Source organism: Bacillus sp. 3255, from assembly GCF_031456485.1.
Classification (GTDB): Bacteria; Bacillota; Bacilli; order Paenibacillales; family NBRC-103111; genus Paenibacillus_E.
Map to the genome: position 1 here is coordinate 1 of NZ_JAVDUS010000008.1, position 15,030 is coordinate 15,030.

Below are 15,030 nucleotides of genomic sequence, written 5' to 3' on the forward strand. Positions count from 1 at the left end.
GTCGAAGGCTTCATCTGCAGCTCTTCCTCCTCCGCTTCCTCGCCTTCCATCCGCTGGATCGTCTCCGTCGAAGGCTTCATCTGCAGCTCTTCCTCTTCCGCTTCCTCGCCCTCCATCCGCTGGATCGTCTCCGACGACGGCTTCATCTGCAGCTCTTCCTCTTCCGCTTCTGGGCTTTCGCTGCGCTGCACGGCAGCCGATGCACCGCTGCTTTCCGATGCTGCGATATGATCCGCCACTTCTTTCCCGACCCGATCCGCTTCCTGCTCATAGGCATCGCCAACCGGTCCGACCGTCATCTTCGTCTGAATCGAAAGCATGCTGCCAACCGCTTTGTTGCCGATCGTCCGCTGGATATTCATAAGGTCCGATCCTGCCGGCTGCGGCTGGGCATTGTTCTTGTTAGGATGGCGCTGTAGGGAAGTATCTGGCTGCCTGTTAATACGCGATTGGTGCATTGGCATATGAACCCTCCTAGATTTGATAATGCTGGGAAAAATGCCATCGGGGATGGCTTGCGCCCCCTATCTCATCCGTTTCTGAGCGCAACGAAGTCTATAATTCCACTATATCATACCGCTGTAAGTTTGAGGTTACATGTTGAATCGCTTCCGATCGACGACGAGCACCGCGATATCATCGGATTGCACCGCCCCGTTTGCGAACATATCCACGTCCCGCACCAGACGCTCGAGCAGCTCGGCTTGACTGCTTGCAAGCTCCCGCTTCAATCGTTCATGCAGACGCGAATACCCGTACTGCTCCTGCTTCCGGTCCTCCGCTTCCGTAATGCCGTCCGTATACAAGACGATACGGTCTCCCAGGCCTAAGAAGGCCTCATTGTCCGCATAGATCATGTCATCCATGACGCCAAGCGGCAGCCCCTTCTTTCCTTTGAGCTGCTCGACGTCCCCGTTCTCCCGCACCAGATACGGCGGGCAATGCCCCCCGTCGCTGTAGTGCAAGCTCCCTGTGCTTACGTCCAATACCCCGCAGAAAATGGTAGCAAACATGGTCGAGTCATCCTTGTACAGCTCGCGGTTGACGGACGTGAGCAGCTCGCCGGGCGACATGTCCGGAGCCATCTTTCCTTTCAACAGCGTCATGGTGACCGCCATGAAGAGCGCTGCCGGAATCCCTTTATCGGATACGTCGCCCAAAGCGAAGAACAGCTTATTCTCACCGATGCGAAAATAATCATAGAAATCCCCGCCGACCTCCCGGGCCGGCCGAATATAAGCGCGTGTCTCGGCTGCGGCCGATTCGTGCGCGGCCTGCAGTCCTTCCCGGGGCAGGAAGCCCATCTGGATATCCGTCGCAATGCGCAGCTCGCTCTCCATCCGTTCCTTCGCCTTCGTCGTCTTCTCGAGCGCATCGTAGAGCATAGCGTTCTCTAACGAAGCGGCGATTGGAGACGAGATGGATTCCAACAGCTGCAAATCGCGATCGGTGAAATGCGCATCATCCCGCTTATTCAGCACTTGCAGGACGCCGATGATTTTGCCTTTGCTGACGAGAGGCACGCAGAGCATGTTGCGTGTCGGGTAATCGACCCGCTTGGCGACTTTGGACGACCACCGATCGTCCTGCGCCGCATCGTCGATTTTGACGGACTGGCCGGTCTGGGCGACCCAACCGGCGATGCCTTCGCCGATTCTGAGGCGAATCTCGCGGACTTCGTCGCCCTTCTCGCCGAGTGCAAGGTCGAAGAACAGCTCGCCCTTAGCTTCGTCAACCAGGATGACGGAGGAAGCCTCCGCATTCATGACGCGGGACGAAGTCTCCATTATTTGGGCCAGCAAATCCTGCTTCTGTATCGTCGAATTGACTTCCAGACTGACATCGAACAACTGCATCGTCCGCTGCAGCTCCGCTTCGGCGATTTTGCGCTTGCGTTCGCTCAGCTGCCAGACGGTCCCGACCGCCAAACAGATCAGAAGAAGTACGCCAACAGTTGCATTCATTCTGCGCGCCTCCTCTTTCCGTTGCATGTATGACAGGATCTAGGAAATGGCATCGATCGCATCCGCTTCCGTCGCGTAGATCGCAAAAATAGAGCTAAACCCCGACATATCGAACACTTCTTTGACGTGCTCGTTCATGCGCGCCAGCGCCAGTTTGCCCCCGATGACTTTGGTCATTTTGGCAGCTGATAACAGGCTTCGCAGTCCTGCGGAGCTTACATACTCAAGCCCCTGCAGATCGAAAACAAACTTCCCGTTCCCCTGTTGGGTCAATTTCGCAAAAGCGGCCTCCAAGCTTCCGGATGTGTTGGCATCCAGCCTGCCGCTTATGCCCAGCAGCACGATCTCTCCTTGCAACTGCTCCGTTATGTTCATGATATTCCCTCCTCCTGGATACGGCGTTTCGTCATTAATAATACGTTTTGTTCATTTACGCGCTCATATCGGATATCGTCCATCACTTGTCTGACGAAATGAATGCCCAGCCCGCCGATGCCTCGTTCCTCTATATCCAGATCGACGCGCGGGGACGATTGGAGCAAAGGATTGAAAGGGACGCCGTGATCCGACAAACACAGCTCCCATCCGCCCGAATGGCTCCCGATCATCAGCCGAATAGCGTGTAAGCCGCGTTCTTCCGGGGGATGACCGTACAGAATGATGTTCGTTACAAGCTCGTCACACACCAAATTGATTTGGAACAGCGTCTGCTCATCGATCTCCATCCTCTGCGCCAAGCCGCGTAAGAAGGCCCCGAGCCGCTCCAGCTCCTGCAGATCGTTGCGCATGACAAGCGTCTCTGACGATGACACGGCCACGGCCATTCCCCCCTTTTTTCCTATTACGCCATTTTCAAAAGCATATTTTCCAGCAAACGAACGCGCGCACTGGACGCATGAAGCAGCCCGATGCCGATTTCCGGATAAAGTCTCACCAGGCGGGACAAACTTTCACCTTGCAGAGCAAGCACGCGCACCTCATCGAAGATCGCTTGCGCCGTAATCGAGGAAGGCGAACCGTCGAGCGCCGTCGTTTCCCCGAAAGCCTGCTTCGGTCCAAGCACGCCGATCGTTCCCGTTTCGCCGCTGCCGGTTTCATTGCTAAGCTCCACATTGCCCTCGATGATCAAGTACATGGCCGAATTGCTTTGCCCACGGCGCAGCAGATAGGTTAAATCCTCATGGACCTCCTCGGTGGCAATGCCGGCAATCAAGCCCAGTTCATCCACCGACAGGTCGGCAAATAACGACACCTGCTTCAAGAAAATGACTTTATCGAGCATTGTCAGAAACTTGCGCTCTTCTTTCATCTCATCACGCTCCCGTGCACTTAATGCATAAACGGCGATCTCTCTCAACCAACTGTCCGACCATGCGGCAGCTTCCTTCAGAAGCAGCAGCGGCTCCGCCGCCTCCGCTTCGCCGCTTGGCGCATCGTCCTTCAACAACTCCAGCAAAGCCAGCGCCAGCTTGCGGTCACCGATGCCTTCGGCGAGCACTTCAAGCCCGTTATCGCGCACCTCTTCGCTTTCATCCTGGGTCACCTCGCGCAGCGTGGCGACGACCCGTTCGTCGACGAACTTCGCCATCACCGCCCACGCGCCGCCGACGAGCGCGTTGTGCAGCTCTGCGCAGCGCTGGTTCGCCAGCTCGGCAAGCCCCTGCATGCCAAGCGCTTGCAGCGCTGCCGGCAGGGCGCGCTCCTGCGTGGAAGCCAGCATGCGGGCAACCGAGCGGTCGACGAGCTGCGTCCTCAGACCGCTCTCGTCGAGCAGCTCGGCGAGAGCCGTCACCGCTGCGTTCCATATAAACGGATTGGCATGATCCATGCTGCCCAGCAGCGCCGGTAAAGCCCGATCTCCCATATCCACGAAGGCTTGGAGAATCGCCTTGCGCAGCTCCTGGTCCGCCATCGGCACCATGCCGAGAAGCAGCGGAATCGCTTCGATGTGACGAAGCTTGCCGAGACATTGCGCAGCTGCGACCTTGACCGCCGGGCGATGATCGTCTAGCAGCGACAGCACCCAAGCTGCGTACGTCTCAAGCTTCAGATCCGCTACCGTATGGCAGCCGTATACGGCCCATTCTCCACCGTTATCGAGCATTTTGATGATCGCCTCGTCGCAGGCCTGATAGCTCTCTTCGCTTTCGAGTGCATAAAGCGCCTTGACGCCTTCATGAACCACCTTCGGATGGCTATCCAGCAGCTTGACGCGAATGAAGAAATGCGATTGGCTGCGCAAATGCGTAGCCCGGGAGATCAGCTTCACGGACTCTGCGCGCACCTCCGGATCTTCATCCTCGAGGAACGAAGCGACCTGCACCAGATCCTGGATCGTTGCGCTCTGCAAATTCATCGCCCGCAGCACAGCAATGCGGATGCGCGAACTCTCCTCTCCGATCATCCCGATCAAATGCGGGAGGAACGCGGAATCCTTCGCTTTGCCGATCACTTCCAGCGCCAGCTCCCGCACGTAATCGTTCGGATGCTTCAAATAGCCCAGCATAGCCGACAGCGCCTTGGAACTGCGAATCCCCCCGATGAAGGACTCGGCGATGTCCGACAGATCGGCGTGCAGCGACTGCACGCTTTTGACCAGCTCGCGAATGTACAAATGCCGGCCGTACCAGGCCACCAGGATGAGGACGGCCGCTACGCACACGCCTAGCCAAGCCAGCGGAGACAGCCGGATGAGACCGAAAGCATGCAGCAGCGACAAGAGCGAACCGATCAGAATGCCGCCCGAGGCCGCTACGCCTTGAGCGAAATAACGATAGCCGTCCCGCTTGGCGATGGGCATCATTTTGAAGAACAGCTGATAACAAGGCTCTGCAATGTAATACAGCAAAATATAAAAGACGGCATAGGAACCCGACACCATCGCCAGCCCGAGTGATTCATTCATGAACAGCGCCGTCAAGCCAAAGCCGCCGAAGAATACAATCGTAATCGCGAGCAGCATATTGCTGGCACCCAGCCAATTCATTAAACGCGTCGACACCGTCTGCAGCAGCAGACAGAATGTAAACTGGATAGCGGTTATTAAACCGTAGAACGAGGTCAAATCGCCCTCTGCCGGGAAATGAGCCTCCGCCGCGGTAAAGTACTGATATTCGATCATGAAATACACCGCAGGCATGAGCGTCATCAACGCGACGGCGCACAGCAGAAACGGGCTGCGCAGCATCTCTTTGAAATAATACCCGGCAGGCATCTGCTGCTCTTCCGTGCCGGTTCCCTGTTTGGACCGCAAATCTTCCTTCAGCGTCAATGGCGCCAAGTAGCGCGCCAGCGCCTTGCGGAAGAACAGAAAGCCGCCGACCATCAGCACGGGAGCCAGCGCATAGACCGCTTCGGTACCGAGCAGCTTGCCGACTTGATGGGCGATGAGCCCGGCCGTAATGCCGCCTGTCGTCGTAGAGGCGATGAACACGGGCATCAATCGTTTGGCCTGCTGGGTCGGGCACAGATCGAAGGCCGTACTCCAGAGAAGAAGCGTCAGCTGCCTGACGACGAAATTGGAGGACAGGAACAGAATCGGATAGTAGTAGCGGAAATCGATGCCGCCCGCCTTGAAGCCGAGCAGCACCGCCCCGTTCAGAAGCAGCAGCCCCATCATAATCAAGTAGAGCGTCGTCATCATCCGGGCTTTCGGCATCCGTTCAGCCAGCTTAGCCAAGAGCCAGCCCTCCAGAGGCATGATCGCTGCTTCCACAATGTAGATATAGGGCAAATACTGCACGCCGAATCTTTGATTGAACAGCGCCATGAAGGCAGTATAATTCAACGATTCCGCGATCCCGCTGAAATAAAAGATCGGCAGCATCATCCACAGCTTGCGGATATCCTCTGTGCGCAGTCCCATCCATCTGGTTAAGCTTCCTTGCATATCATCAGGTCCAATCTAAGTTCATTTGTGTTGCACAAGCGGCTTGTAGAAAGCCAGTCTCGCTTCGCCTTCATAGTAATAATTCGGATAAGTGCCAATGAGTTCAAAGCCGTTCGCCCGGAACATTCTCTGAATCGGCTGATATTCCGGCAAGTCACACGTATAAGTAAGGATGTAGCGCCCGCCCGCTTCTCTGGAGAACGCCTCCAGCGTTTGGAACAAAATTTTCGCAAACCCATGCCTGCGGTACTCGCGATGCACAGCCAAATAATCCCACAAGAATCCGCCGGATTGATGCTCATTTTCTTTGCAGCTCGTAACGGCGATGATCTCTCCGTCCTCGTTCTCAATGAACCAGTGCCGGTGATTGCGCTGTGTCAGGCTCTGCAGGGGAGCGTTGCGAAAATGATCCAGCTCGCCGGGCGTATGCCGCTGGTCGTCAAACGATGACGAGGATAAATAAAACTCGGTAATGCGAAGTGCGTCTTTCTCATTCGTTAGCTCTTGGACTTGCATGTCAGGTTTCGCCTCTTTCATCAAGAAACAGATAGTGTGCCATTCCATTCCGCCGTCGTGCCATTCTGGAAATATTCGTCGCAAATATAGAAGTACAGCTGCGCCGCCTTATCCTGCCGGTTCTGCTTGATGACCATCAGGAACGCTTCACGGGCATCGTAGAAACGGCCTACCTGATAGTAGGTGACCGCCTGCTCGAACAGCGCCTTGGTCTTCTCCTTGAGGACGCGGATCGTGTCCGGATCGCCTTGATACACATCGAACAGTCGAAGCGGCTCCTTCACGCCTTCAACCTGAATCAATCCCAGGCTCCGGAATTGGAAGCCGGCCGGCTGCTGCAGCGACTGCACCACATGATCGGTGATCAGGATCGACGCGCCGAGCGGCTCCGTCATTTTCTCCAGCACTGTCGCTACATTGACGCCGTCGGAGATCACGTTGCCCTCGAGCCGCTGCTCCTCGCCGATAATGCCGAGACGAAGCGGCCCTTTGTGCAGGCCGATGCCGAAATCGAGCGGCGAATAGCCGACTTTGGCCCGGTGCGAATTGTACAGCTCCAGCTCCTTGCGCATCTCGATACTCGCAATGAGCGCTTCATCCGCCTGGTTCGGGAATAACGCCATGAAACCTGCGCCCAGGTACTTGTTCATAAGCCCCTGATGGTTCCGGACATAGGGACCGAACCTTTTGAGGAACGAATTGACGAAATTGAAGTTCTCTTCCGGCGTAAGCCGCTTGGACATCTGGTAGAAGCCACGGATGTTAAAGATTAGAATCGACATATTTTGTTCCACTTGATCGCCAAGCTCCACCTCCAGAATGCTTTCCTTGTTCAGGAACCGCAGGAACTGCTGGGGAACGAACCGATAGTAAGATTGGCTGAAATTCTCGACCTTGGTGATGTAGTCCCGGAGGCGCGCCGCCATCGTGTTGACGCTGTCGCCCAAATCCGACACTTCATCCCTCGTATTGATCCTAACGACCGTATCCCAATTGCCCTTGGCGATCTCGCCGACGCTGTTGCGCAGCTTCCGAATGGAGGAAAGCAGCACGTACGTCATCAGCACCAACACAAGCAGCAAGCCGACCGATATGAGAGCGATATTGCGAATAATCGATTGCAATACGGTTTGGCGGTGTTTGAGGATGCCGTCCAGATTTTTGCTTGTTTCGAACACGCCGACGATTCGGCCCGCGGAGTTGAAAATCGGTGCAATCGCATAGCGCCATTCCCCGGAGAAGTCCTGCCACTGTCCCGTAGCCGGCTTACCCTCCAAGACGACCTGCTGGTTCTCAGGCGTCTGCTGGAACGGATTAAACATGTGCATCCCGTCATCATCTTCCATAATACGGTAGATGACGCCGTTCTCGTATTTATAAACGGCTTTGTAGAAGCCTTGATTGTCGTCCTGCGCGTTGTTCTCGAAGACGGATTGAATCTTCTTGCGGAACGATTGATAAATCGCACCGTTATAATCCGATGGCGACGTAAGGCTTTCCAGCTTGTCGCCGTCCACGAGGTTCTGCCCGTTCCTCGCCAGCAGAATCAGCTCGCTGAACGTTTCCTCTTCCATTTTCTTCGAGAAGCTGTTGTAAATAACTGTAGACAATAGAATCATAGATACGGCAATCACCGGCACCAGGATGAGAATTTGTTTCATCATGAGCGGCAGACGGCGCTGCAGCAGGTTGAAGAAGATGATTTTGAGCGCGTACAGCACCAGCATAACGCCGGCTACGGCGACTGACCAGAGAAGAATCGCCCGGGTCTTCGCCGATTGGCTGAACAACGCTTCCACCATGGAAGGCGTAATCGTGCCGTCCGGCAGAAGGCGGTTGATCTGCGCCGATTCCACGATAATCAAACTGCCATCCTGTGAGATGGAGCTTGTTGTCGCATCGAAGGCTAACTCTACGCCGCTCGCCTTAACCTTCTCTTCCGTCACCAGACCTTCAATTGTGTAAGGATGGGCTGGATCGAGCCGGGAAATCATCTTATTGTTGAAGTCGATGAAAATCAGGCGTCCCTCGTTGTCCAAATGCATGCTCTCCGGGAAATTGCGCCTTGTGCGATCCAATCCGTCCAGCGGATACACGAGCTCGGAGCGGCCGTCGCCGGAAGCCCGGTAAATCTCGCCGCTGCGTGTAGAATAATAAATTTCCCCCGGTTTATAGCCGTCCGCTTCGGACACGAATTTGTTCTGCGGCAGTTTAATCGTGAGAACGGACTGCGGATCCGCCGGCACGGCCACATTCGCCGGAGCTTGATAGAGAGTCAATTGCTGAACGTCGTCATTGAAAAAGTAAACCTTCCCTTCGCGAACCTGCACGTTCCGCAAGGAGCCCAGCCGGTACCGCTGGGTTTGCGAATCGTATTCTTTCGTGAAGAGGCTGCGGTCGAACAGGCCGTCCGGCGTATACCGGACGATCTGCTCGGATTTCACGGCAATGCCGTACGGATCGAGCAGGGTCCGAATCGTGTACAGATAGCCCTGATCGTCGACGGCCATATCGTTAAAGCGGTACACCTCGCCGTTCTTGCCGGTTTCGCTGGTGATGGAGTATTGAAGCACGCCATTGCCGTCCAGCTTGTGAATCGTCTTCTTCGCATTATCGATGACGAACAAGTTGTTGTGCCCGTCCGAGACCGCCTTCGATAAGCCGTCAAAAGGCATGCTCTTGTGGAAAGGCCATAGTGAGAAGCTATCCCGGTTCATTCCCAAATAAGTGCCGGCAGCCCCCAGCAGCAGCAATACGATCAACAATGCCGCGATCGATTTCTTCATCGCTCTTTAATCCCCTCTTAATTTGAAATCTGAATGATTTGCGTAGGCGCATGCCAATCAACCTGAAGCCCCAGAAACTCTGCAATAAATCGAAGTGGGACATACGTCCGGCCTTCCAGCAGATAAGCGGGTCCATCGATTTGCATGGGATCGCCGTCAACGTAAGCTTGGTCTTCAAAGATGCGGCTTGTGATTGTCGTATACTCTGTACTTACCGTTACTGTGAGACTATCCTGGTCCCAATCCACGGCCGCACCGAATGACTCGGATACGGATCTTATAGGCAAATAGGCCTGCCCGTTTATTATAACAGGCGGAGCGTCGAATTTGATGAAAATATTGGGCGAAAGCACATTCTCTGCCGGAACCGGCTGAATGGACACCGGTACCGGGTCCGATGGGACGTCCGCCCCCGCCGTTCCCACATCAAGAACCGCGCCCGGGTCTATGGCTGTGATGCCTGCGAGCGCTTGCGACACCTCCGCCAGAGCCTGCTTCTCCTCCGGCGCGTATTTGGCCTGCTCCTGCTGCTGCAGCTCCTTCAGCAGCTTCGTTACCTGCTGTTCGAGCAGCGCCTGAACGCCGCCCGCCTCCTGCGGCAGCGCTGCCGCAAGCTCTTCCACGGCGTCCAGCTGCGCGAACAGCGCATCCTTCTTCGCCGTCAGCTGCGCCTCGGCGACGGCTTCCAGCGAGCGGGTCAGCGTCTCGGCCCGCTCCGCATCCCCCTGCGCTTGCGCCTGCTTCAGCGCAGCCTCCAGCTTCGCTTTCGCCTCGGCGAGCGAAGCCTGCCCTGCGGATGCGCCTGCCCTCGCATCCGCAAGCTTCGCCTGCGTTCCCAGGAGCAGCGGCAGCAGGGCTGCCGCTGCCTCCGGCTCGCCGGCGGCAAGGGCCTGCTCCAGCTTCGCCTGCTGGAGCTCCGCTTGGGCAGCCAGCGCATCCTCGCTGGCTGCATCCTTACCCGGCGACGCGGAGCCGTCGGCGCCACCTTCCCCGCCAGGCTCGCCCGGCGGGGCCTGCTCTTCCTCGGCCAGCGCTGCGATCAGCGCGTCCGGGTTGTTCACCAGCTCCATCTGCTTCAGAGCTGCCTGGCTGTCGCCCTTCTGCAGCGCCTCCAGCATGCCGAGCTGCGCCTGCGCATCCTTGAGCTCAACCGCCAGGTCGGCGATCTCGCTCAGCTTCATATCCGTTACGGCCGCTTCCTTGGCAGCCTCCAGCTTCTCAATATCCTTCTTCAGCGTATCGATTTGCTGCTGCAATTGTGCAGGTGTCTGCAAAGATGCGATCGCTCCCGGTTTGGCTATTTCAACTGTAACTTTCAAAGCTGCCTCCTCTTCCTTGGAAAGCGCCGAAGCACTGCCCGGATCCTCCAGCGCGCTGGCTTCCACGGCATTATCCAGGCCGAACCAGACGGCTCCCGGCTCATCCGCCTTATAATAAATCCCTTGCCCCGATGCCGACATCGTAGCCGACGCCGCATTGTAAGCTTCCGGGGTCAGCGCCTCCAGCTGCACTTGGTAGGAGCCGATAATGACGGTTCCGAGTCCCTTGGCCTCGCTGCCTGCGGATGTGCCGCTATCGCCGCTTGAACCTGCTGTCCCGCCACCTTGCGTTACGCCGCCGGCACTGCCTTCGCTTCCTCCGCCTGCCGCAGCATCTTCCGCAGCCGGTGCCGCCAGCTGTCCTGCGTTTCCTTTGCCTTCGAGCAGCAGTTCGCCGATCGGCGTTCCCTTCGCATACAATACGACCTTCAAATTGTCGGTTTGGCCGAATTTGAGCGTTAGATTGCGCACCGGTTTATTGATTTTGGTCTTCTTCCCGACCGGACGGCCTTCTTTGGTGAACACGGCATACTCCGTCGCGCCCAGCTTCCGATTCACCGTCACGCTGAAATCGCTAAGCAGCGGCCCTACCGCAGACTTCAGCTTCCACGTGCCTGCAGGAGGCTGCGGATTTTGCGGCTTGACGGCAGCAAGCCCGTCATCCAGATTCCGGTAAGGGAGGATCCCCTTTTTCAACGTTTTGTCCACGGCTCCGCCGGTCTCGACGTCCAGCTTCCCGAGCGCTGTTTTGTAGCTTAATTGTGCCGATAGAATGAGTTCGTCAGCCTTCGCAACCGCTTCCTGATAGGGAAGCAGCTCGTCCGCTTTCATGAGGCTGAGCTTCACCTTCCGGGACGCTTTATCCAAAGCGCTCACCGCGCTTTCCTTATCGCGCAAAGCCTGGGCATAGCCCTCCTCCGCCCCTTTGGCTTCCATATAGGAAGCCCGCACGGCAGCGATGACGCTGCTCCGGCTTTCTTTCTCCTGCAGGGCCGCCTTATTCTGTTCCATCGTCGCAATCGGCAGGGCATCCCGCAGATCGTCCAAATAGCGCAGTCCGTCGAACTCCCCTTGCAGCAGCGATTTGGGGATCGGGATAAAGCCAAGCAGCAGGAAATACCCTTCCCAATCCTTCTTCACTCTGGCCAGCGTCGCTTCATAGCTGGCGCCCAACATCTCCATATCGATATCCTTGGACTTGTAGATGCCGTCCATGACCTTCATTCGGCTGCTGCCGAACTTGGAGCTGTAAAGATCGCGGGCCGTGCTCAGCTTGTGATCCGCCAGCCGCCGGTCCTCCGTATCCTTCAGCAGACTAAGCGTCGACTTCAGCGCGCTGGCGATATAGCCCGGCAGCTGCTTCTGATCCAGATTCGCATAATCGGGCTCGAAAGATAATTGGACCTTGTTCTCCATATCTAAGCCCAACAGCTTGCCTAGCGCCAACCGGCTCGTCTTGGCCGTCAGCTGTGCTTGCTTATATTCGGATGCGGCCTTCTCGAGCGCTTTATCCGCCTTCTCCTGTTCGGCGCTGTCCGCCAGCCCGTATTTCCGCTTCGTACGGACCGTGTCGACTGCCGACTTCGCATTCTCCCAGCGCTTGCGGGCACCTTCTTCCGCCGCCGAATCTTGATAGGCCGTCAAATACGCCTTCATGACGTCGAAACGAACCGTATTCATGGACTGGCGCAGCGTTTCCTGTGCGATATACAGCTGCTTCCTGGCTTCCGGCACCTTCATCCGGGTCGTCAAATCCTGGCTCAAATTACGCGGCTTGGCAAACAGCCCGGAAGCCTTCGCTTCCTCGCTCTTCACGGCATGCTGAGCCTGCTCCAGCTCCAGCTTCTTCTTGGCAATATCCGTCTTCGCATCCCGCAGCACGGAACTGACTTTCAACCCTTGATCCAGCGCTTCTTTCATCGTCAAAGCCTTCACTGACGCCGCTTCCGCTCTTGGCCCGGCAGCCAGCACCGGAGTCGCCGACAGCAGCAGCGCAAGGCCCAGCTTCACCGCATTTCCCCTTGCCATGATGAATCCCTCCGCTCATGAATCTCTCTTTCTTTATAGTACAATATCTCCCACTCTCTCGCACCCATCTTTTGGAGAAACTTAGCGAATACAATCGAATAAAGTAATAGATTGATGGTTAACTTCTTTTCTAGTAGTATAAAAGTAATAGAGTTTTCCGGTATTTAGGAAGGAGATTTGCCCATGGGAAACATCGTTTGCGGCGGTGCGATGCTGCAATGCACGTTCGGCGCAGCCCCCAGCTCCTTGATGGTGCTCCCGGCGAATATGGTGATGACCTCCATGCCGATCGCCAACATTATGGATAATAAGCCGATGGTGAACATTTTGCCGTTCGGCATGTGCAATTCAATGGCCAACCCTATGGTTGCCGCGGCAACGGCGGCTGCATTCGGCGTACTCACCCCCATGCCCTGCATACCGGTAACGGCAGCCCCTTGGGTACCCGGCTCGCCGACGGTACTCGTCGCCAACATGCCCGCTCTGAACAACACTTCCAAATGTATGTGCAACTGGGGCGGCGTCATCCAAATTCAGCAGCCGGGTCAAATGACCATTCAAGTGCCTTAACCTTCTCGGCCGCGTTCAGTACCTACAATCCCTCTTAGGAGTGAAATCATTTGGAGATTCAGCCGGTCAAAACCCTTGAGAAAGTGCTAAGGCCTGTCGTAGCACCGTTCATCGGCCATGTCATGAAAGCCATCCAAACCCTTGGAAGGCTGCCGAAGCTGGCCATTATCAAGTTCCAACAAATGCTCCGGGTCTTTCTGCAAACGCGGGAGACTTCGTTAAAAAATTATGTTCTGATCGGATCCTACTACGTCTCCAAGAGGCTGCTGCTTTTCATCGTCCTTTTCATCCTTGTCGTCCTCTTCTTCATCTTCGTCCGGCCGCCGGCGATTGTGAACCGATGGCTGGGCCGGGTGCCCGTGCTGCAGGAAAACACGACGAAGCTGACCGCTTTCTCCGGAAACGGCAAAGTCGTTGGCGCCGAGAAGGCAGCCCGCTACGAAGGCGGCTTGGCGGACGGCCTGTATGCCGGCAAAGGCAAGCTGTACCACAATAACGGCGTGCTCGCCTACGAAGGCGATTTCGACAAAGGCCAGAAGTCCGGCGCGGGCTCACTCTATGACGAGCGCGGCTCCCTGCTGTATAAAGGGGCTTTTGCCGGAGATGCCTTCAATGGCGCCGGCACGTTATACGATGCCAACCAGAAAGTGCTGTATATCGGCGAGTTCCAAAACGGCAAGTATGGCGGTGCCGGCAAATTATTCGCCCCGAGCGGCGAAATTCTCTACGAAGGCGCGTTTAGCGGCGGTCTGTATAACGGTGCGGGCAAACTGTTCTACTCGGGGGGCATCACCCAGTACGAGGGTGAATTCGCAGCCGGACAGTATAACGGAGCCGGGAAGCTTTTTGATACGAAAGGCCAGCTCGTGTATGAAGGCGGCTTCCTGGGCGGCAGCTTTTCCGGCGAGGGCACTGAGTTTAGCGCTAGCGGCCTTATGAGGTACAAAGGCCAGTTCCTTGCGGGCCTCTACGGCGGGGAAGGCACCGCCTTTGATGAGAAGGCCGTGCCCCGCTTCAAGGGCACGTACGTGAACGGCGCCTTGACCGGCGCCGGCGAAGCGTATGATGAGTTAGGCAAACTCGTCTACAAAGGGGATTTCAAGGTCGGCGTCTATGACGGCCTTGGCACGCTGTTTGACGCAGACGGCGCGCCGCTGCTGCGGAGCTTCTTTGCAGGCGGCCAGGTCAGCCTGCAGAGCTTCATCGGTTTGTCCAGCAAAAAAGTCGAAGACTTGCTGGGCAAACCGGGGGAAGTGACGCTGCTGGACGACAGCGTCATGCTTGCGGGCCAGGAGGCGGCGGTGGACGCCTCCGCGGCAGTTGACCCTGCCGGCGATGCTGCCGCCCCGCCCGAGCCGGCCGCGGGCGCCGGCTCGGGCGGGGCGGCAGCAGCCGGGGCTGGGGCCAGTGCCAGCGTGAAGCTGCTGCTGAACTATCCAGCCTACCAACTCTCGCTGTTGGTCGAACCGTCGAAGACCAACCCGAAGGAGGCTGTCGTCACCTCCCTCAGCATTTGGGGCTCGAAGCCCTTGGCGCAGCTGCAGCCGGCTATCGAGACCGTCACCAAGCCCGGCGAGCCCAATGATGCCGGCTACACCGTGATGGAAACGGGCGTAAGAGCCGGTAACGGCACCTACACAAACAGCTACTACAAAGGTGACTTCTTGTTCACCTTGACGCACTTTAACCAAACCAAAGAGGCTCACCTATTGCAGGTGAGCTCTACGAAATAAATAAAGAGCTAAGCAATTCTAATTGCTTAGCTCTTTATTTATTCTGCGACGAATATTAAACCAAGGACAAATCCTTTATTCTTCCCCCTAGGGGTAAACCATTCAGGAATCTTTCTGAGATATCTGCAAACGAGGAACCATATAAAGAAAAAAACCTGCCTCTCCTGCATCCAAATTCTCTACAATAACCGATTATGGTTATAAAGAGTGGAATTTGATGCAGGT

General features: G+C 56.4%; 10 protein-coding genes. 2 read left to right on the forward strand and 8 right to left on the reverse strand.

Annotation, left to right across the window (positions count from 1 at the left end; genetic code table 11):
• The 8 genes from J2X61_RS13680 to J2X61_RS13715 form a co-directional block, all read right to left on the reverse strand.
• A partial coding sequence (locus tag J2X61_RS13680) for a hypothetical protein (protein ID WP_396135446.1) occupies nt 1–464 on the reverse strand: 464 nt, incomplete at its 3' end.
• 129 nt (nt 465–593) lie between these two features.
• Entirely contained in the window at nt 594–1,964 is a 1,371-nt protein-coding gene (locus J2X61_RS13685) for a PP2C family protein-serine/threonine phosphatase (RefSeq protein WP_310188355.1), read from the reverse strand.
• A 39-nt stretch (nt 1,965–2,003) separates the two neighbouring features.
• Entirely contained in the window at nt 2,004–2,339 is a 336-nt protein-coding gene (locus tag J2X61_RS13690; RefSeq protein WP_274467137.1) for an STAS domain-containing protein, read from the reverse strand.
• On the reverse strand, nt 2,336–2,782 hold the full coding sequence (locus tag J2X61_RS13695) for an ATP-binding protein (RefSeq protein ID WP_310188356.1): 447 nt from the start codon (nt 2,780–2,782) through the stop codon (nt 2,336–2,338). The genes J2X61_RS13690 and J2X61_RS13695 overlap by 4 nt, the downstream gene beginning before the upstream one ends.
• 23 nt (nt 2,783–2,805) lie before the next feature.
• Entirely contained in the window at nt 2,806–5,853 is a 3,048-nt protein-coding gene (locus tag J2X61_RS13700; protein WP_310188357.1) for a cyclic nucleotide-binding domain-containing protein, read from the reverse strand.
• 21 nt (nt 5,854–5,874) lie between these two features.
• Nucleotides 5,875–6,390: a GNAT family N-acetyltransferase gene (locus J2X61_RS13705; protein WP_310188358.1), complete on the reverse strand. Its 516-nt coding sequence runs from the start codon at nt 6,388–6,390 to the stop codon at nt 5,875–5,877.
• Nucleotides 6,390–9,155, reverse strand: a complete 2,766-nt coding sequence (locus J2X61_RS13710) for an adenylate/guanylate cyclase domain-containing protein (protein ID WP_310188359.1) — start codon at nt 9,153–9,155, stop codon at nt 6,390–6,392. The genes J2X61_RS13705 and J2X61_RS13710 overlap by 1 nt, the downstream gene beginning before the upstream one ends.
• A 17-nt stretch (nt 9,156–9,172) precedes the next feature.
• On the reverse strand, nt 9,173–12,502 hold the full coding sequence (locus J2X61_RS13715; RefSeq protein ID WP_310188360.1) for a stalk domain-containing protein: 3,330 nt from the start codon (nt 12,500–12,502) through the stop codon (nt 9,173–9,175).
• Between the two features lie 183 nt (nt 12,503–12,685).
• On the opposite strand from J2X61_RS13715, the gene J2X61_RS13720 reads away from it, so the two are divergent.
• Nucleotides 12,686–13,072 carry a DUF4280 domain-containing protein gene (locus J2X61_RS13720; protein WP_274467143.1) on the forward strand — a complete coding sequence of 129 codons (387 nt, stop codon included), beginning with the start codon at nt 12,686–12,688 and terminating at the stop codon, nt 13,070–13,072.
• Nucleotides 13,073–13,122: 50 nt separating this feature from the next.
• Nucleotides 13,123–14,805, forward strand: a complete 1,683-nt coding sequence (locus J2X61_RS13725; RefSeq protein WP_310188363.1) for an MORN repeat-containing protein — start codon at nt 13,123–13,125, stop codon at nt 14,803–14,805.
• Nucleotides 14,806–15,030 lie beyond the last annotated feature (225 nt).